This window comes from Hydrogenophaga sp. IBVHS1 (genome assembly GCF_002127265.1).
GTDB lineage: Bacteria > Pseudomonadota > Gammaproteobacteria > Burkholderiales > Burkholderiaceae_C > Hydrogenophaga.
Map to the genome: position 1 here is coordinate 1,810,691 of NZ_NFUU01000001.1, position 17,646 is coordinate 1,828,336.

At 63.9% G+C, this 17,646-nt stretch carries 20 protein-coding genes and 1 tRNA gene; 16 read left to right on the forward strand and 5 right to left on the reverse strand.

The window, feature by feature from the left end:
• Positions 1-26 precede the first annotated feature (26 nt).
• On the forward strand, positions 27-1,367 hold the full coding sequence (argA, locus tag CAP37_RS08555) for an amino-acid N-acetyltransferase (protein WP_086123784.1): 1,341 nt from the start codon (positions 27-29) through the stop codon (positions 1,365-1,367).
• Here the strand turns inward: argA and CAP37_RS08560 are convergent.
• A complete protein-coding gene (locus CAP37_RS08560; protein WP_256926915.1) occupies positions 1,360-1,887 on the reverse strand; it encodes a disulfide bond formation protein B in 528 nt (175 codons plus the stop codon). The two genes, argA and CAP37_RS08560, sit on opposite strands and share 8 nt — an antisense overlap.
• 10 nt (positions 1,888-1,897) lie before the next feature.
• Complete coding sequence (locus CAP37_RS08565) at positions 1,898-2,668, reverse strand: ferredoxin--NADP reductase (RefSeq protein ID WP_086123785.1); 771 nt, start codon at positions 2,666-2,668, stop codon at positions 1,898-1,900.
• A 233-nt stretch (positions 2,669-2,901) separates the two neighbouring features.
• Here CAP37_RS08565 and CAP37_RS08570 point away from each other — a divergent pair, with 233 nt between their 5' ends.
• Positions 2,902-3,180 (forward strand): oxidative damage protection protein, encoded by a 279-nt coding sequence (locus CAP37_RS08570; protein WP_086123786.1) that lies wholly within the window; start codon positions 2,902-2,904, stop codon positions 3,178-3,180.
• Positions 3,177-4,340 (forward strand): FAD-dependent 5-carboxymethylaminomethyl-2-thiouridine(34) oxidoreductase MnmC, encoded by a 1,164-nt coding sequence (gene mnmC / locus CAP37_RS08575; RefSeq protein ID WP_086123787.1) that lies wholly within the window; start codon positions 3,177-3,179, stop codon positions 4,338-4,340. Before CAP37_RS08570 ends, mnmC begins: the two co-directional genes overlap by 4 nt.
• 3 nt (positions 4,341-4,343) lie before the next feature.
• Here the strand turns inward: mnmC and CAP37_RS08580 are convergent, their stop codons facing one another.
• Complete coding sequence (locus CAP37_RS08580) at positions 4,344-5,156, reverse strand: hypothetical protein (RefSeq protein ID WP_086123788.1); 813 nt, start codon at positions 5,154-5,156, stop codon at positions 4,344-4,346.
• Between the two features lie 168 nt (positions 5,157-5,324).
• Between CAP37_RS08580 and CAP37_RS08585 the strand changes: the two genes are divergently transcribed.
• The 11 genes from CAP37_RS08585 to CAP37_RS08635 all read left to right on the forward strand — a co-directional run bounded on the left by CAP37_RS08585 (position 5,325) and on the right by CAP37_RS08635 (position 14,455).
• Positions 5,325-6,116, forward strand: coding sequence for a sulfite exporter TauE/SafE family protein (locus CAP37_RS08585; RefSeq protein ID WP_086123789.1), 792 nt, complete (start codon positions 5,325-5,327; stop codon positions 6,114-6,116).
• A gap of 32 nt (positions 6,117-6,148) precedes the next feature.
• On the forward strand, positions 6,149-7,924 hold the full coding sequence (locus CAP37_RS08590) for a nitrite/sulfite reductase (RefSeq protein WP_086123790.1): 1,776 nt from the start codon (positions 6,149-6,151) through the stop codon (positions 7,922-7,924).
• Positions 7,925-7,934: 10 nt separating this feature from the next.
• Positions 7,935-8,324, forward strand: coding sequence for a DUF934 domain-containing protein (locus CAP37_RS08595; RefSeq protein ID WP_086123791.1), 390 nt, complete (start codon positions 7,935-7,937; stop codon positions 8,322-8,324).
• Positions 8,325-8,408: 84 nt separating this feature from the next.
• Positions 8,409-9,158 carry a phosphoadenylyl-sulfate reductase gene (locus CAP37_RS08600; protein ID WP_086123792.1) on the forward strand — a complete coding sequence of 250 codons (750 nt, stop codon included), beginning with the start codon at positions 8,409-8,411 and terminating at the stop codon, positions 9,156-9,158.
• Positions 9,155-10,120, forward strand: a complete 966-nt coding sequence (gene cysD, locus CAP37_RS08605; RefSeq protein WP_086123793.1) for a sulfate adenylyltransferase subunit CysD — start codon at positions 9,155-9,157, stop codon at positions 10,118-10,120. The genes CAP37_RS08600 and cysD overlap by 4 nt, the downstream gene beginning before the upstream one ends.
• Positions 10,120-11,454: a sulfate adenylyltransferase subunit 1 gene (locus CAP37_RS08610; protein WP_086123794.1), complete on the forward strand. Its 1,335-nt coding sequence runs from the start codon at positions 10,120-10,122 to the stop codon at positions 11,452-11,454. Before cysD ends, CAP37_RS08610 begins: the two co-directional genes overlap by 1 nt.
• A gap of 102 nt (positions 11,455-11,556) precedes the next feature.
• Entirely contained in the window at positions 11,557-11,886 is a 330-nt protein-coding gene (gene fdxA, locus CAP37_RS08615; RefSeq protein WP_086123795.1) for a ferredoxin FdxA, read from the forward strand.
• A 17-nt stretch (positions 11,887-11,903) separates the two neighbouring features.
• A complete protein-coding gene (locus CAP37_RS08620) occupies positions 11,904-12,980 on the forward strand; it encodes an NAD(P)/FAD-dependent oxidoreductase (RefSeq protein WP_086123796.1) in 1,077 nt (358 codons plus the stop codon).
• Between the two features lie 25 nt (positions 12,981-13,005).
• Positions 13,006-13,081: transfer RNA gene (locus CAP37_RS08625), tRNA-Asn, on the forward strand.
• A gap of 371 nt (positions 13,082-13,452) precedes the next feature.
• Positions 13,453-13,617: an AlpA family transcriptional regulator gene (locus CAP37_RS08630; RefSeq protein ID WP_256926995.1), complete on the forward strand. Its 165-nt coding sequence runs from the start codon at positions 13,453-13,455 to the stop codon at positions 13,615-13,617.
• Between the two features lie 319 nt (positions 13,618-13,936).
• The gene (locus CAP37_RS08635) at positions 13,937-14,455 is read left to right on the forward strand and encodes a hypothetical protein (RefSeq protein ID WP_086123798.1); all 519 of its coding nucleotides are present in this window, start codon (positions 13,937-13,939) and stop codon (positions 14,453-14,455) included.
• A gap of 346 nt (positions 14,456-14,801) precedes the next feature.
• Here the strand turns inward: CAP37_RS08635 and CAP37_RS08640 are convergent, their stop codons facing one another.
• Both CAP37_RS08640 and CAP37_RS08645 read right to left on the reverse strand, forming a co-directional pair.
• Positions 14,802-15,116 (reverse strand): H-NS family nucleoid-associated regulatory protein, encoded by a 315-nt coding sequence (locus CAP37_RS08640; RefSeq protein WP_086123799.1) that lies wholly within the window; start codon positions 15,114-15,116, stop codon positions 14,802-14,804.
• 370 nt (positions 15,117-15,486) lie between these two features.
• Positions 15,487-16,500 (reverse strand): DNA-binding protein, encoded by a 1,014-nt coding sequence (locus CAP37_RS08645; protein ID WP_373271065.1) that lies wholly within the window; start codon positions 16,498-16,500, stop codon positions 15,487-15,489.
• Between the two features lie 276 nt (positions 16,501-16,776).
• Between CAP37_RS08645 and CAP37_RS08650 the strand changes: the two genes are divergently transcribed.
• Together CAP37_RS08650 and CAP37_RS08655 are read left to right on the forward strand one after the other, a co-directional pair.
• Positions 16,777-17,064, forward strand: a complete 288-nt coding sequence (locus CAP37_RS08650) for a hypothetical protein (protein WP_086123801.1) — start codon at positions 16,777-16,779, stop codon at positions 17,062-17,064.
• On the forward strand, positions 17,061-17,471 hold the full coding sequence (locus CAP37_RS08655) for a hypothetical protein (protein WP_086123802.1): 411 nt from the start codon (positions 17,061-17,063) through the stop codon (positions 17,469-17,471). The genes CAP37_RS08650 and CAP37_RS08655 overlap by 4 nt, the downstream gene beginning before the upstream one ends.
• Positions 17,472-17,646 lie beyond the last annotated feature (175 nt).

Genomic DNA, 17,646 nt, shown 5'->3' on the forward strand with positions numbered 1-17,646 from the left:
CAACCACCTGCCTGCTCACCGCCTCCATGTCCAACGTCTTCAACTTCACCTTCGTTCCCTGGTTCCGCTCCGTAGCGCCCTACATCCACAAACACCGTGGCAACACGCTGGTGGTGGGCATCGCGGGTGAAGCGATTGCGGCCGGCAAGCTGCAGGGGCTGGCGCAAGACCTGGCGCTGATCCAGAGCATGGGGGTGGAGATCGTGCTGGTTCACGGCTTTCGCCCGCAGGTGAACGAACAGTTGCGACTGAAAGGCCACGAGGCGAAGTATTCGCACGGCATGCGCATCACCGACGAAGTGGCGCTCGATTGCGCGCAGGAAGCTGCTGGCCAGTTGCGCTACGAGATCGAGGCGGCGTTCAGCCAGGGCCTGCCCAACACCCCCATGGCCGGTGCCACGGTGCGCGTGATCTCGGGCAACTTCATCACCGCGCGCCCGGTGGGCCTGATGGATGGCGTGGACTTTCAGCACTCGGGCCTGGTGCGCAAGGTGGACACCGAGGGCATCCAGCGCACGCTGGACATGGGTGCCATGGTGCTGCTCTCGCCGTTTGGCTTCTCGCCCACCGGCGAGGCCTTCAACCTCACCATGGAAGACGTCGCCACCTCGGTGGCGGTGGCGCTGCAGGCCGACAAGCTGATGTTCCTGACCGAGGTTCCCGGCATTCGCGTGGACGAGGCCGACGTGGAGAGCGACATTGACACCGAGCTCCCCCTGGCCGATGCAAAAAGAATGCTGGCCGCCCTGCCCGCACCCACCCAGCCAACCGACACCGCGTTCTACCTGCAGCACTGCATCCGAGCCTGCGAAGGCGGAGTGGATCGCAGCCACATCCTGCCGTTCGCGGTCGACGGCGCGCTGCTGCTGGAGATCTACACCCACGATGGCATCGGCACCATGGTGGTGGACGAAAAACTGGAGAGCGTGCGCGAAGCCACCATGGACGACGTGAGTGGCATCGTGGCGCTGATCGAGCCGTTCGAGAAGGACGGCACCCTGGTCAAGCGCGACCGCACGGAGATCGAGCGCGACGCGGGCAACTACACCATCATCGAGCACGACGGCGTCATCTTCGGCTGCGCAGCGCTCTACCCCTACCCGGAAGCGCGCACCGGCGAGATGGCTGCGCTCACGGTGTCACCCGACACGCAGAGCCAGGGCGACGGCGAGCGGCTGCTCAAGCGCATCGAGACGCGCGCCAAGGCACAGGGGCTGCAGAGCATCTTCGTGCTCACCACGCGCACCATGCACTGGTTCATCAAGCGGGGTTTCGTTCAGGTCAACGCCGACTGGCTGCCCGAGGCGCGCAAGCGCAAATACAACTGGGATCGCAAGAGCCAGGTGCTGGTGAAGAAGCTCAGCTAGCGGGACGCTTCACCCAGAGCACCACGGCCAGCACGGCAATGGCGATAAAACACAGAAACGACCAGTTAGCGATCGAGAGGCCGAGGAAGGTCCAGTCGATCACCGAACAGTCGCCGGTGCCTCGGAAGATCATGGGAATGGCACGGCGCAGCGGGAAGGATTCGATCATCCCGAAGAAGTCTCGCCCGCAGCTCATGATTTCCGGCGGATTCCACTGCAACCAGCTCTGGCGCGCCGCCACGAAAGCGCCGAATGCCGCCAGCACACCCATTTTGATCACGCCGGCATACAACCAGAAGCGGCGCTTGAACAGAGCAGAGATGCCCGCCACCAGCGCCACCAGCACCAGCGCGTAGCGCTGCACGATGCACATGGGACAGGGTTCCAGGCCCACCACGTGCTGCAGGTACATGCCGTAAGCCAGCATGGCCACGCAGGCCAGGGCGATCAGGCCCAGGATCTGGCGGGGGTGGCTCGAAAGTGGCGAGCGCGGAGAAGCAGTGGACAGGCTGGCGAACAAAATGGAATCCTCAACTCACGAAGGCGCGTTCGATCACGAAATCACCCGGGGTGGTGGTGTTGCCTTCCTTGAGTCCGGTTTTCTCGCAAAGTGCCTTCAAATCGCGCAACATTTCAGGGCTGCCGCAAATCATGACGCGGTCTTCGGCGGCGTTGAACGCAGGCAGGCCCAGGTCTTTGGCGATCACGCCTTCGCCGAGCAGTTGCGGAATGCGCCCCTGGTGAACGAAGGGCTCGCGCGTGACGGTGGGGTAATAGAGCAGCTTGCCCTGCACCAGTTCGCCCAGGATCTCGTCCTTGACGAGGTCATTCGACAGCAGTTCGCGGTAGGCGAGTTCGTTGACCTGGCGCACCCCATGCACCACGATCACCTGCTCGAAGCGCTCGTAGGTTTCCGGGTCGCGCACGATGCTGAGAAACGGCGCCAACCCGGTACCGGTGCCCAGCAAATAGAGGCGCTTGCCCGGCAGCAGGTAGTCGATCAGCAGCGTGCCGGTGGGTTTGCGGCCCACGATGATGGTGTCGCCCACCTGGATGTGCTGCAGGCGCGAGGTCAGCGGGCCGTCCTGCACCTTGATGCTCAGGAACTCAAGGTGATCGGCGTAGTTCGGGCTGACGATGCTGTAGGCCCGAAGCAGCGGTTTGCCGTCCACGCGCAGGCCGATCATGGTGAAGTGGCCATTGGAGAAACGCAGCGACGCGTCGCGCGTGGTGGTGAAGCTGAACAGCCGGTCGGTCCAGTGATGGACGCTCAACACGCGCTCTTCTTGAAATGCACTCATGAAAACAGATCCTGTGGAACGGTAGCCCGGTATTGTAGAAACTCACGCGCCCGGTGCCGCCGAGGCCATGTCGCCGGGGGCACCCAAACCTTGCTACAGTGGCGCTCGGCTTTCAGCCCAGACACCAAGAACACCGCAAAGCCGGGATCATGCCGGCGAACCATCAGTTCTGGAACGAATAATTTCTTCCATTCGTTATAACCAGACCATCTAACCAATCTCCAAGGAACGCCATGGCACGCACCGTGAACTGCATCAAGCTCGGCAAGGAAGCCGAAGGACTCGACTTTCCGCCCTACCCCGGCGAACTGGGCAAGCGCATTTTCGAGAATGTGAGCAAGGAAGCCTGGGCTGCCTGGCTCAAGCACCAGACCATGCTGCTCAATGAAAACCGGCTCAATCTGGCCGACGCCCGCGCCCGCCAGTACCTGGCGCGCCAGATGGAGAAGCATTTCTTCGGCGAAGGCGCTGACGCCGCCGCCGGCTACGTGCCGCCACCCAAGGACGAGTGAGCGCGACCGGCGGACCGCACCGCCACGCCCTGGTGATCGGCGCCGGCCTGGCCGGTGCGGGCGTGTGCGCGCAGTTGGCCCGCAAGGGCTGGCGCATCACCTTGCTCGATGGTGCGAACGGGCCCGCTCTGGGGGCTTCTGCGCTCCCCGTGGGCATGCTCAGCCCCCATGTCACCCGCACACCCACGCCTCTTTCGCGCCTGTCCGCGCTGGGCATGCAGGCCACGCTGGCCGAACTTCAGCGTCTGGTACCGCAAGGGCGCGGCTGGCAAGCCTGCATGGTCGACAACCTGGGCCACGACTACGGCCGCTGGCCCGCCGCCCTGGTGCGGCCCGGCGCATTGGTGCAGGCATGGCTCGAGGAGGCCGCCTCGCGGGTGTCGCCGCGCTGGCAGGCCCGTGTGGCCCGGCTGGAACGCACGGCTTCGGGCCTCTGGCGCGCGCTGAGCAGTGCGGGCGAGCTGCTGGCCGAAGCGCCGGTGGCAGTGGTCGCCGCCGCCCATGGCAGCCACGCCCTGCTTACCCAGGCCAGCGGCCTTATGGAAGCCGAACACCTGCCGCTGCGGCCCGTCAAGGGTCAGATGAGCCTGGCGGCGCTGGAAGGCGCGCCACTGGCGGAAAGGCCTCAGCGCGACAGCGGCGTTTTCGTGCCGCTCTACGAAGACAGCGGTCTGCCACCGGCGTGGCCGGCGCGCCTGTGGGCGATGGGGTCGACCTACACGCGAGGTGATTCCAGCATCCACCTCACGGCCGAGGCCCATGAAGCCAACGCGAAAAGCCTGCAGGCCGTCTGCCCGCCCGCCGCGGAAGAATTGCGCCGGCTGCAAGCCAGCGGCGAACTACTGGGCTGGGCCCAGGTGCGTTGTGCGTCGCTGGACCGCCTGCCCATGGTGGGGGCCGTGCCGGACGCCGAGGCACTGCGGCTTCGCATGTTGCAAGCCGGTTCGCGCCGCGGGCGGGCCACGCTGGAGGAAACACCGCGACTCCCCGGCCTCTACCTGCTGAGCGCGCTGGGTTCGCGCGGCATCACGCTGGCCCATCTCTGCGCGGGCTGGCTGGCGGCTCAAATCGAAGGTGAAGCGGTACTGGCGGAGCGCGATCTGCTTGCCGCGCTGGACCCGGCGCGGTTCGCCTGGCGACAGGCACGCCGCCAGCCATAGCGCTCAGATCAATTCCAGCCACTCCGAAATCTGGCGCGGCTGCAGCGGACGCTCGAGCAGCGCTGTAACGCCCACGCGGTGCGCGTCTCGCCGCACACGGCGCCGGCGCCACCAGCCAGCCAGCGGCCCGGCCAGTTCGCTGGTGGCGAGCGCGAGCGCCTGCGGGTTGCGCTGCACGAACACGCGCATGAGCGACCACACATCCATGTGGTGTTCGTCCAGATTGAAGAAGCCGCAGAGGTAGGCCTGGCGGCTCAAAAGGTCGATGGCCATCTCGGTGTTGACCACCTCATCGACGTGCACAACACCCGCCAGCGCCAGCCGGGTGCGCAGGTAGGTGCGTTCTTCAGGGTCTTCACTCACCACCAGCGCGCGCCGCACGGGTTCCACGCCAGTCTCCATGTCCAGATCGAGCGCCAGATCGAGCGGTGAAGGCGAAGTCACATCCAGGTCGAGCAGGCCGGAATCCGCCTGGCGGGCGGCGAACACGGCATCCAGGTCGTGCAGCACCGCCGCCCATTCAATCGGCCGATCCAGCACCCGCCAGGCGTGGTCGGGGGCGTCGGGCCCGACCCAGATCAGGCGTTGGCCGGCCGGCATTTCCTTGGCGTGCGCCAACACCGCCTCGGCACTTTCGCCATCGACCAAGGCCACCTGGGCCATGCCAGAAGGCGCTTTCGTGCCGGGCGGCATGAGGGGCGCCCAGGGCGCGTAAGCCACCTCGCGCTCCTGGGACAGCCGGAAGATCGTGTTGAGCGCATGCCGCTCCACGTCGGAGAACCCCACCACGCTGACCAGAATTCGCTGTTTCTGCATGGCGCGAATGGTACGACGCCAAACGCGATGTGCGGTCGTTATCGACGGATGAACGGAAAATTCTCTAAGGGAAATCCGCAGGTCGACCTCATGTCATATGCATCCCAGCTATATCCCCATGAGCAAAAAATCGTTTGGGATATATGTCTGCGTCTCTAAAGTCGCGCCATGCCTGACATCGCCATCATCCTGGCCGGATTCGCTGTGGGACTCATTGTGGGTCTCACGGGCGTGGGTGGCGGTTCGCTCATGACGCCCATCCTGATCTTCTTTTTTGGCGTCAAACCCTATCTGGCCGTGGGCACGGATCTTCTGTTTGCCGCCTTCACCAAGATGGGCGGTACGGTCAGCCTCGCCAGGCAGAAGCTGGTGCCCTGGCGCGTGGTGGGCCAGCTCTGTGCCGGGAGCATCCCTGCGGCGCTGGTGACGCTGGTTGTGCTGCACCAGCTGGGCCCGGCCAGCCCGATGGTGCAATCGCTCATGACCAGCACGCTCGGTCTGGCGCTGTTGCTCACCGCTGCCGCCATGCTCTACAAGGCCGCTCGCGGCAAGCAGACGCCGCGCAGCTTGCCCGAAGCCGATTTGCACAAAGCCACGCAGGCGCGTCACTGGAGCTTGCCCGTGCTGTTCGGCGCGGTCATCGGCACGCTGGTGACGCTCACTTCGGTGGGTGCAGGCGCCATTGGCGTCTCGGTGCTGTTGTTGCTGTTTCCGCTGTTGCCGTTGCCGCGCATCGTGGCCGCCGACATCGCTTACGCCGTGCCGCTCACGCTGGTGGCGGGCCTGGGCCACGCCAGTCTGGGTTCAGTGGACTGGCCCTTGCTCGGCAAGCTGCTCGCCGGTTCTCTGCCCGGCATCTGGCTCGGCACACGCCTCATGAAGCACACGCCCGAACGGCTAGTGCGCTCGGTGCTGTCGGTGCTGCTGGCCTATGCCGGCACCAAGCTGATCGCTTTCTGATTTCTGTTGCCCACGAAGACGACGTACCCACGATGTACCAATACTCCGAATTCGACCGCCAGTTCGTGCACCTGCGTGCCGCCCAGTTCCGCGACCAGCTCACCCGCTGGCAGGCAGGCAGCCTGGGTGAAGACGAGTTCAAGCCGCTGCGCCTGCAGAACGGCTGGTACGTGCAGCGCTTCGCGCCCATGCTGCGCGTGGCCGTGCCCTACGGCGAGATCTCCAGCCCACAACTTCGGGTGCTCGCGAAGATCGCGCGCGACTACGACCACAAGGAAGACCACGACACCTCCCAGGCCGACGCCGGCCTCTCCGAAGTGCCGACACTTCCCGATCGCACCGGGCACTTCACGACGCGCCAGAACGTGCAATTCAACTGGATTCCGCTCGCGCGCTCGGCCGAGGTGATGGACCTGCTGGCCAGTGTGAACATGCACGGCATTCAGACCAGCGGCAACTGCATCCGCAACATCACCACCGACGCGCTGGCCGGCATCGCCGCGGACGAAGTGGCCGACCCACGCCCCTTCGCCGAAATCATGCGGCAGTGGAGCACGCTGCACCCGGAGTTCGCTTTTCTGCCCCGCAAGTTCAAGGTGGCAATCACCGGTGCTCGCGAAGACCGCGCCGCCACCGCGTGGCACGACGTGGGCCTGCGGCTCTTGCGCAATGTGGATGGCGACCTGGGCTTTCAGGTGCGCGTGGGTGGCGGCATGGGCCGCACGCCCATCATCGGAAGCGTGCTGCGTGAGTTCCTGCCGTGGAACCAGATCCTGAACTACCTTGAAGCGGTGGTGCGAGCCTACAACCGCTTTGGCCGCCGCGACAACATGTACAAGGCCCGCATCAAGATTCTCGTGAAAGCCGAAGGCCAGGCCTTCACCGACCAGGTGGAAGCCGAGTACCGCGACATTCTCGAGAAAGACGGTGCGCCGCACACGATCACGCAGGCAGAGCTCGACCGGGTGAGCGCGTTTTTCACGACACCGCCCTTGAGCTGCGACCGCAAGAGCGCCGACGCCAAGATCGCCCACATCCTCAAGGCCGCGGCCGAGGACGACGTGGATTTCGGCCGCTGGCTGCAGCAGAACGTGAAGCCACACCAGAACCCTGACTTGCGTGCGGTCACGCTGTCGTTCAAGCGCTTTGGCCAGGCGCCAGGCGACGCCACAGCCGACCAGCTCGACCGCGCCGCCGACCTGGCGGATCGTTTCTCTTCGGGCGAAGCGCGTGTGACGCACGAACAGAACCTGCTGCTGCCCTGGGTGCGCTGCGACTCGCTCCCAGAGCTCTGGCGAGAGGCGCGCCGCCTCGGTCTGGCCAAGCCCAACATCGGACTGCTCACCGACATGATCGCCTGCCCCGGCGGCGATTTCTGCGACCTGGCGAATGCCCGCTCGCTGCCACTGGCACAGGCCATCCTGGGCCGATACACGGATCTGGACGAACTGCACGACCTGGGCGAGATCGACCTGCACATCAGCGGGTGCATCAATTCCTGTGGCCACCACCACAGCGGCCATATCGGCATTCTCGGCGTCGACAAGGACGGCCAGGAGTGGTACCAGGTCACGCTGGGTGGCTCTGACGGTTCCCGCCTCTCCGGCGAAGCCACGCCGGGCAAGGTGATCGGCCCGTCGTTCGCTGCCAGCGAGGTGCCCGATGTGATCGAAGCCCTGCTGGACACCTACCGCACGCAACGCGTGAGCGGCGAGACGTTCGTGGCCACGCTGAAGCGCGCCGGTGCCGAGCCGTTCAAGACCGCTGCCAACGCGGTTCGCGTGAGCACCGCCCGCGCACCGGCCTGAGGAACCCGCCATGAACCAGAACCTTGAAGTCTTCAGCGCCAGCGCTTTTGAACCTCGCGAATCGCAAGGCCAGCGTCTGGCCATCGCCAACGACGCCGACCCTCGCGAGCTCGACCTGACCGGGATCGAGGTCATCGAACTGAGCTTCCCGAAGTTCAGCGATGGCCGCGCCTTCAGCCAGGCGTTTCTGCTGCGCCGCCGCCTGGGATTCAACGGCCAGATTTGCGCCACCGGCGACGTGCTGATCGATCAGCTTGTGCAGATGCAGCGCAGCGGCTTCAGCCAGGCCGTGCTGCGCGCCGACCAGAATCTGGCGCACGGCCAGGCCCTGCTGGCGCACTACCCGGCCTTCTACCAGGGTGATGCCGTGCACACGGCTCCGCATTTCGCTGATGCCTGAAGCACACAGATCCGCCGCCATGAACGCAGTGCCGGGCCGCCCCAAGCAAGTTCGCACCGAAGTGCGCAGCACGAAGGTTTTCAAATGAACGCTTTATCCCTTTACGACAAACCCTCGCCCGACTTTGCTGCCAAGGTCGCACGCGCCATCGCCTTGCTGCGCGAGACCGCTGCGAGCCACCCCAGGCTCACGCAGGCGTCCAGCCTCGGCGCGGAAGACATGGTGGTTACCCACCTGCTCCACCTGGCCAACATCGACGCCAGCGTCTTTGTGCTGGAGACCGGCAAGCTGCATGCCGAGACGCTCGCGCTGATTCCCCTTATCGAGCGCCGCTATGGCCTCAGCGTGCAGGTGTTCCGCCCTCGGCAAGAGTCGGTCATCCACTTCGTGCGCAAGAACGGCGAAGAGGCCATGTACCAGAGCGTCGAGCTGCGCAAGGCCTGCTGCGACATCCGCAAGATGGAACCCCTGGCGCGAGCGCTTGCGGGGCACGACGGCTGGATCACCGGTCTGCGGCGCGAGCAGTCGAACGCACGCGCCGAAGTGGGCGAAGTGATTCAGGAGCCCGCGCGCATCAAGATCAGCCCGCTGGTGGAGTGGACCTGGGGCGATGTGTGGCATTTCATCGGCCTGCACGCGCTGGACTACAACGCCCTGCACGACCAGTTTTATCCCAGCATTGGCTGCGCGCCCTGCACGCGCGCCATCAGCGTCGGCGAAGATTTCCGCGCCGGCCGCTGGTGGTGGGAACAGGAAAGTGCCAAGGAATGCGGCCTGCACGTGCAGCCGGTGGCCTCGTCGCTTGTCTCCTCTCTCGAACGGACCCCTTCATGAACGCCCGCACCGAACCCGACGTGATCCAGACCGCCCTGCAACACGCCATCAGCGAACAGCACCACCTCAGCAACGCACACCTGGACGCTCTGGAAGAAGAAACCATCTTCATCCTTCGCGAAGTGGCGGCCGCCTTCGAGCGCCCTGCGCTGCTGTTCTCTGGCGGCAAGGACTCACTCGTCATGCTCAAGTGCGCCGAGAAGGCCTTCGGCGTGGGTCGCATTCCCTATCCGCTGCTGATGATCGACACCGGCCACAACTTCCCTGAAGTGACCGACTTTCGCGACCTGCGCGCGAAGGAACTGGGCGCCGAGTTGATCGTGCGCAGCGTGGAAGACTCCATGGCGCGCGGCACCGTGCGCCTGGCGCACCCCGGCGAGAGCCGCAACGTGCACCAGTCGGTGACCTTGCTCGAAGCCATTGACGAGTTCCGCTTCGATGCCCTGATCGGTGGCGCGCGGCGCGACGAAGAGAAGGCGCGCGCCAAGGAACGCATCTTCAGCCACCGCGACAGCTTCGGCCAGTGGCAGCCCAAGGCACAGCGCCCCGAACTGTGGACGCTGTTCAACACCCGCCTGCAGCCCGGTGAACATTTCCGCGTGTTCCCAATCAGCAACTGGACCGAGCTCGACGTGTGGCAATACATTGCCCGCGAAAACATCGCCCTGCCCTCGATCTACTACACGCACCAGCGCGAGGTGGTGGACCGCCGCGGTCTGCTGGTACCGGTGACCGAACTCACACCGCCGCGCGACGGCGAAACTGTGCAGGTGCGCGACGTGCGCTTTCGCACCGTGGGCGACATCACCTGCACCTGCCCGGTAGAGAGCACGGCCGCTACCGCAGACGACATCGTGATCGAGACGCTGGCCGCCGAAGTGAGCGAACGTGGCGCTACGCGCATGGACGACAAGACGTCCGACGCCTCCATGGAAAAACGCAAGAAAGACGGGTACTTCTGATGACCACCGCTGCAACCACCTCCGTTCGGGCCGAGCCTGTCGAAGCCCTCGTGAAAGACACCCGCTCTGCCCTGCGCCTCATCACCTGCGGCAGCGTGGACGACGGCAAGAGCACGCTCATTGGGCGTCTGCTGGTCGACAGCAAGGCCGTGCTGCAGGACCACCTGGCCGGCGTGCAGCGCCAGGGCCAGACCGACCTGGCCTTGCTCACCGATGGCCTCTCGGCCGAACGCGAGCAAGGCATCACCATCGACGTGGCGTACCGCTACTTCAGCACCGAAGCGCGCAAGTTCATCATTGGTGATGCACCGGGCCACGAGCAGTACACCCGAAACATGGTTACGGCAGCCTCCAGCGCCGATGCCGCCGTGGTGCTGGTCGATGCCACCAAACTGGATTGGGCCGCGCCCGACCTGAAGCTGCTGCCGCAAACCCGCCGCCACAGCCTGCTGCTGAAACTGCTGCGCGTGCCTTCGGTGGTGTTCGCAGTGAACAAGCTCGACGCCGTGGCCGACAGCGCCGCCGCCTTCGCGCACATTGGCGCGGCGCTGCGACAGTTCGCGAAACAGGCGGGTATTCCTGTCACCGCCGTGGTGCCCATCTCGGCCCTCAAAGGCTGGAACGTGGTCGATGCCAGCGAAGAGCCGCAGTGGTGCGGCTACACCGGCCCCACATTGCTGCAGATTCTGGAAGGCCTCCCCGTCACGGCGGCCGACACCACGTTGCCCTTTGCGTTTGCGGTGCAGTGGGTGGAAAAGTTCAGTTCCTCGTCCGACACCTCCCAGGGCCGGCGCGTGTTCTGGGGCCGGGTGGCCACCGGTGGCGTGCAGCCGGGTCAGCTAGTGCGCATCATGCCAAACGGCCAGACTGCCGTGGTGGCCCAGGTGCTCAACCACGTGCGCCAGCCGCAGGCCGTGCTGGCCGGCCACAGCGCCGGCATCGTGCTCGACCGCGAGGTGGATGTCTCGCGGGGCGACTGGCTGCTGGCCCAGGACGAAGACGAAGCGCACGACACCATCACCGGCAGCCGCGAACTGCGCGCCACGGTGGCCTGGCTGGATGACGAGACCCTTGTGCCCGGGCGGGTGTACTGGGCGCTGCACGGCCACCGCTGGGTCAAGGCCAAGATCAAGCGCATCGTGCACCGACTCGACATTCACACCCTGGCCGAGGAGGACGCCACCCAGCTCGAACCCAACGCCATCGGCCACATCGAACTCACGTTGCAGGAACCCCTGGCCACGCTGCCTTTCGCTCGCTCGCGCGCCCTGGGTTCGCTGGTGCTGGTGGACACCGCCAGCCACCGCACGGCGGGTGCCCTGCTGGTGCTCTGAAACGCCGCAAGACCTTAACTTGCATCAAGGCCAGGGGCATACCCCGGCCTCATACTGCCGGAAACCCTAAAATCCGGGACTTCCCCGATTCCGATCACCACCATGACCCACGTTGTCACCGAAGCCTGCATCCGCTGCAAATACACCGACTGTGTGGACGTGTGTCCCGTCGACTGCTTCCGCGAAGGCCCCAATTTCCTCACCATCGACCCGGACGAATGCATCGACTGCGCGGTGTGCATCCCCGAATGCCCGGTGAGCGCCATCTACGCCGAGGAAGACCTGCCCAAGGACCAGCAGCACATGATCGTGCTGAACGCGGAACTCGCGCGCCTGCCGGGCTGGAAAAGCATCACCAAGCGCAAGGCCCCGCTGCCCGACGCCGACGACTGGAAAGACCGCGCAGACAAACTCTCCGAGCTCATTCGCTGAACGCCTTGTCCCAGGCCATGGCCGATTCGCCAGAGCACGAAGGCGCCATCGAGACCGATGCGGTCGTGGTGGGCGCCGGGCCAGTGGGCCTTTTTCAGGTGTTCGAGCTGGGTCTGCTGGAGATCAAGGCCCACGTGATCGACTCGCTCGCCCAGCCCGGCGGGCAGCCGGTGGAGCTGTATCCCGACAAACCCATTTACGACATCCCGGGCATTCCGGTGTGCACCGGCCAGGAGCTCGCCGACCGGCTGCTTGAACAGATCAAGCCCATGGGCGCCAGCTTCCACCTGAGCCAGGAAGTCACCACGGTACAAAAGCGGGCAGACGGCCGCTTCTTCGTGGCCACCTCCGTCGGCACGCATTTCGTCACCAAAACCCTGTTCATCGCGGCCGGCGTGGGTGCTTTTCAGGCACGCAAGCTCAAGGTGGAAGGGCTTGAAGCCTTCGAGGGACAGCAGGTTTTTCACCATGTCGACACGCCATCCCGCTTCGCCGGCAAGCACCTCGTCATCGCCGGTGCCGGCGATTCCGCGCTGGACTGGGCAATCGAATTCGCGCGGCCCGACAGCCCGCACCGCGCTGCAAGCGTCGTCCTGCTCCACCGCCGCGATGGTTTCCAGGCCGCTCCCGCCAGCGTGGCCCGCATGCGCGAACTCTGCGAGCGCAACCACATGCGGTTCATCGTGGGCCAGCCCACAGGCTTTGAGACCAACGAAGCCGGCCAGCTGAGCGGCCTGAAGGTGACTGGCCCCGATGCCGTCACCCACGTTGTGCCACTGGACGCCCTGCTCGTCTTCCTCGGTCTCTCGCCCAAACTCGGCCCCATCGCCGACTGGGGCCTGGACATCGAACGCAAGCAACTCGTGGTGGACACCGAAAAGTTCTCCACCAGCATGCCCGGCATCTTCGCGGTGGGCGACATCAACACCTACCCCGGCAAGAAAAAGCTCATCCTCTGCGGCTTTCACGAATGCGCCCTCGCCGCTTTCGGCGCCATGCCCATCGTGTTCCCGGACCGGCCTGTGCTCCTGCAATACACCACCACCAGCACCCGGTTGCACAAAGTGCTGGGCGTGGAATCAGAAAGCCCCTGAAAACGACGCTATAATTCGAGGCTGTTCCCTGATAGCTCAGTTGGTAGAGCGACGGACTGTTAATCCGCAGGTCCCTGGTTCGAGTCCAGGTCGGGGAGCCAAGAAACACGAGAGTCAGCAGGTTAGCGCCTGCTGACTTTTTTGCTTTCTGGGTTTGGCTGGTGCCAGTCTGGTGCCAGTTTTTGGTCTTATGAACGTAGTCCAGAGAATCTCGCACGATGTGTTGCGTGCGAGCTGCATTAAGACTTCGGCAGGCCCCATCGCAGAGCCCAAACCGTCGAAGCCTCGTTGGCTAAGGCGCTGCTCTGACAATGAACGCCCCGTGCACAAGATTTGACGCCGAATCCAGCATGACCAAGCGGCCCACCGGGCCCTACAGTTGCCTTCATGCCTCCACCGGGAGAATGCCGTGCAACTGACACCAGCTACACCGACCAACCCACATGATCTGGTTCAGACCGTGTTTCTGCGCATGCCATCCGTCATGCAGATGACGGGCTTGGGTCGATCGACGATCTACAGGCTCATCGCCCAACAACAGTTCCCCTGCCCCGTTCGCCTCGGTGCGCGCGCAGTGGCTTGGCGCCGCAGCGAGCTGGATCTGTGGAGCCAGTCACGCCCAGCGACATCGCACTGAACCGGATAGGGTAACCCTAGGAGTACATCGGGTTCGAAGCGAACCAAGTACCAACCCGAAGGTGGCGCACTGCTGGAGCAGCACATCGCCACGGTAATGCAGGTGGCCGCCGATGGCGCGGGGGCGCTGGCGGTGGGGCACGAGCAGGTGATCCGCGATTTGCCGCGTGCGTTAAAATTCGATGGTGCTCCCATGAGAGAGCCAGCCGGCCCGCACTGGCGAAGCTTCTGCATCTCGGTTTTCCTCTCCCTACGTGTCTCCACCGAGCGCGTGAGAACTGCGGGCCGTGCTCTTCCAAGCGCTCCTTCTGGAGTACATGATGCCTTCCATCACTTTCTCGTATTTCGACGCGATGTCGTCGGAGGACCTGCTCAACCTTCTGCGGCGATACGCCAGGGCGGCCAAAAAAGACGATTCCGCCTGCAAATCGCTCTCGTTCCACCAGGATCAGGTGGCAACTAGCCTTGGTTTCAACAACTGGTCGATGCTTCACAAGCACCTGTCAGCCGCGCTCTGGAACGAAACACACAAACTGCTGATGCTGGCTATAAAAAAGCCAGGCTTGGGCGACTTCATCGACACGCACGCGTACCGTACCATCGACGAGGATGAAACGACCACGCGCATGAAGCAGTGGGCACGCGCCAAGTACACGCCCCTGATCGAGTTCGCCTTCTACGACAGCGAGTCCGAGACCGGCTTCAGCTGGCCCGATGTCGATATGGTCACCGAACTTGGCGAGGAGTTCGCTGGCAAGGTACCTCAGGACCTCATCGAAAAGGTGGGGTACGAACTCGAACGTGATGGTCCTTGGGGTTTAGAGGAGTACGGCGACTAGCCCTTGAGGGACATGCTTTGCCGGCCGGCCGATGCTTGGACAACGTTCGCATTCTGGCGAATGCGGTCGCTGCCCGGCTTTGGCTCTACGGGCTGCTCCCAGCCAAGCGGCCGGCAGTGCAACCAAACAGACCCTCAGCGATTCAAGCCCCGGAGATTGACCCAGCGGGCTCCAGGTTGAGGTCTGCTACCGCCTTGCGCACGTCTGTAGCCCAAAGGAAAAGCCGGTTCCAGGGTTTAACCAGCACGTAGTCTTGCGGTCCGTAGAGCTGCGCGCTAGAGATGGGGTCATCTCGGTTTTTAGGGAATCGTCGACAGAATTCCCTCGACCGGGCCTGACGTCAGGCTCAGCCGCCGTACGCGGGATTCCTAAAGTCTTCGAGTGCGGCGCCGGCCTCGATCGCCTCGACGAGCCAAGTCGGCCGCCTCCCCTTGCCGGCCCAGGTGTTGCCGGCTCGGTCGCAGTACGGTATTGACTCGTCCACCGGGTCCGGCGCAAGTGCCGCCCCGAGTTCATCCTCTGAGAACACATCCATTGGCTTCAAGTCGTACATTTCGATCGCCTGCCGAACCAGTTCGATCACCTCTTCCTGCTCAGCAAGATCACTGAGCGATTCCTGGAGGCGCTGCTTCATGGCGGTGACGGGCTTGACCTTCGGCATCGTGTGGTTCTTCCGTTTGGCTCCAGGATGGTAGTTGCCGTCGATCGATCGAGTAGCTGGTCCACGGCAACGGAGTCAGTCTAACTAGCACTGGCCGCAGTGGATCCAGTAAGGACCATATCGAATTGAATTCGCGGCTGATCTCAGGGCATTTCCGCCGCTTTTTGAGAAAAAAAGAAATGCAGCAGCTACAGGCGCAAGCTAAGTCATTGATTCTTGGTCGACTTTCCGCCGCTTTTTGAGAAAATCCAGAAACGACCGTAGCCTGAGGACTGCCCGCAACGTCAATGCATTTTGGGCAACCGCGCCAAGGCATCGGGGATGCGTTGGAGGGCGACAGGGACTCATGTATAAACCCGCAGAAACAGACTTAAGTCCCCGTCCCGGTTGGTTTTTTTGATTCCCTCTTGGCTGAGCGACTGGCCCCTTCGTCCGGGTTTTTCACGGCCGAATCAGGACCAGGAGCCGTAGCACTGAATCGCTCCAACATGCTGGCGACGACGTGCTCTTGCGCCGTGACGGATGACCTGGCCGCCGCCACCGTCAGTTCCAGCTGCTGATTCGCCGCGAGCAGTTCATCGAGCTTGGCTTGCGATTTCTCGTTCGTGGTGCTGAGCTGCAGGACAGCAGCATCTTGTTCCACCAGGCGCCGGCCCAACTCCTCGGTGCGCCGCTGCGCAAACCCCAGTTCGTCCTTGAGCGGCCGCAGGCCCCGCAACTCTTCCTGGGCCTGGTGCAGATCGCCCTGGGCGCGCGACAAATCGCCCAGCAGGCGTGCGTTTTCCTGCAGGGCGTGCACGGCTTCTTGCTGTTTGGTTGCCAAGGTCTCGTTCACGCTGCGCAACTCAGCCTGCAGGAACTGCACCTGCTGCTCCTGCTTGCGCTGGTCCTGGTCGCGCTGCTCCTTGGTGGATTGCCGGAAATGCTCCAGCGCCTGGCGCGCATGCTGGTGCTTTTCTTCCAGGGATTGGCGATGGCGTTCTTCGGCCGCGACACGCTCCTGCAGGTCAACCACCTGCTGGGCGAGCTGCGTGCATTCCAGAGTCTTGCTGCGCAGCGTTTCACTGGTTTTGCCGTGAGCGGTTTTTTCATCTGCCAGCGCCCGCTGGGTTTGCTCCAACTGCTGGCGGGTGGACTGGGCCTCGGCTTTCAGGGACGCGGCGGCTTGCTGGTGCTGGCTGAGTTGCTCGGCGTGCCTGGCCTGCGCCGTGGTGACCCGTTCTTCCGCTTCTTCGTTGACGCGGGCGGCCAAGCGCCCCACTAGATCCTGGATCGCCTCGCTGACGGCCACCCGGCTGCCGGTGGCAGGCCCTTCCTCTTCCTCGATCTCTTTCAGGTAGCGATGGATGGTGCTCTTGGAGCCGGTGCCCAGCTCTTCGCGCACCGCATCGATGGACGGGTTGGGGGTCCTGCCGAGATACGGTCAAAAATGATACTTAAGCGATTTGCATCTAAGTCGGGCGCAGATTTTCACAAAATTGAAATAAGGCGTTCCGAGTCGCCCAGCGCGGCCCCCGCATGGCCTGGAGACGCCTACCGCAATCGATCGCAACGTCTCAACTACCTGCCAAGCGCCGACCATCGCATGATCCTGGTCGTCGAACTTGACTTTTAGGCGAATAATGGATATCTTGAAGATATCCATTTAACGGAGGTCCTCATGCCTGCACGCCCCACCGCCAACCAGATCGCCTTTCGCTACCGGGCCGTCGATAGCGCCACCGGCATTACGCGCGATACCGCCAAGCGCTTGGCCGAACAACTGGGTGTGGACGAAACCCAGGCGATCCATCGCGCACTGCATGAACTCGCCGTCAAGATGCTGCCCCAGTACGAAGCCGACGACGGCCCGCTGACTGTCACCCAGGTGCGCCAGATCAAGAAGCGCGCACCGCAGGACGGCAAGCGCTCGGTTCGTTCAAGCCTGTTCGACACCGCGACCGCATGACGCCGGTCTGGTGGGCAGAGCCCACGGCCGGCGAGATCGTCTGGTGCCACTTCCCTGACGACATTCATCCACGCCCAAAGCCTAGGCCCGCCCTGATCCTGCAGGTTTTTGACGATGACGCGCCGCAGTTCCACGTCAAAGTCGCCTATGGCACCAGCCAACGCACAACGACGCTGCACAGTGGGGAATTTTCGATTCTGCAGGCGCGCAATCCAGCCGCCTATCAGGCGGCCGGCCTGAGCTACGACACCAAGTTCGATCTGAAGCAGGCCATCGACCTGTCCTACACCACCGAATGGTTCTCCGTGCCGCCGGCCGCGCCCCATGGTCAAACACCCAAGCTTGGCACACTGCATCCGTCCCTGGTCCCGGCTGTCCAGGCTGCCTATCGCGCGGCCGACGTCTGACCACGCTGGTGATCGGCAAAGCCACCTGTGAGCATGCAGGCATGCTGATCAGCCTTCGGGCGAAAGAAAAAAGACCTCTCGTAGACGCCACAGCAGGCCACCTGCACACGGACACCCCGAACATGATCCAGCGCGCTCCCCAAAGTTGTGCTTTTTGCTGAAAGCCAGAAACTAT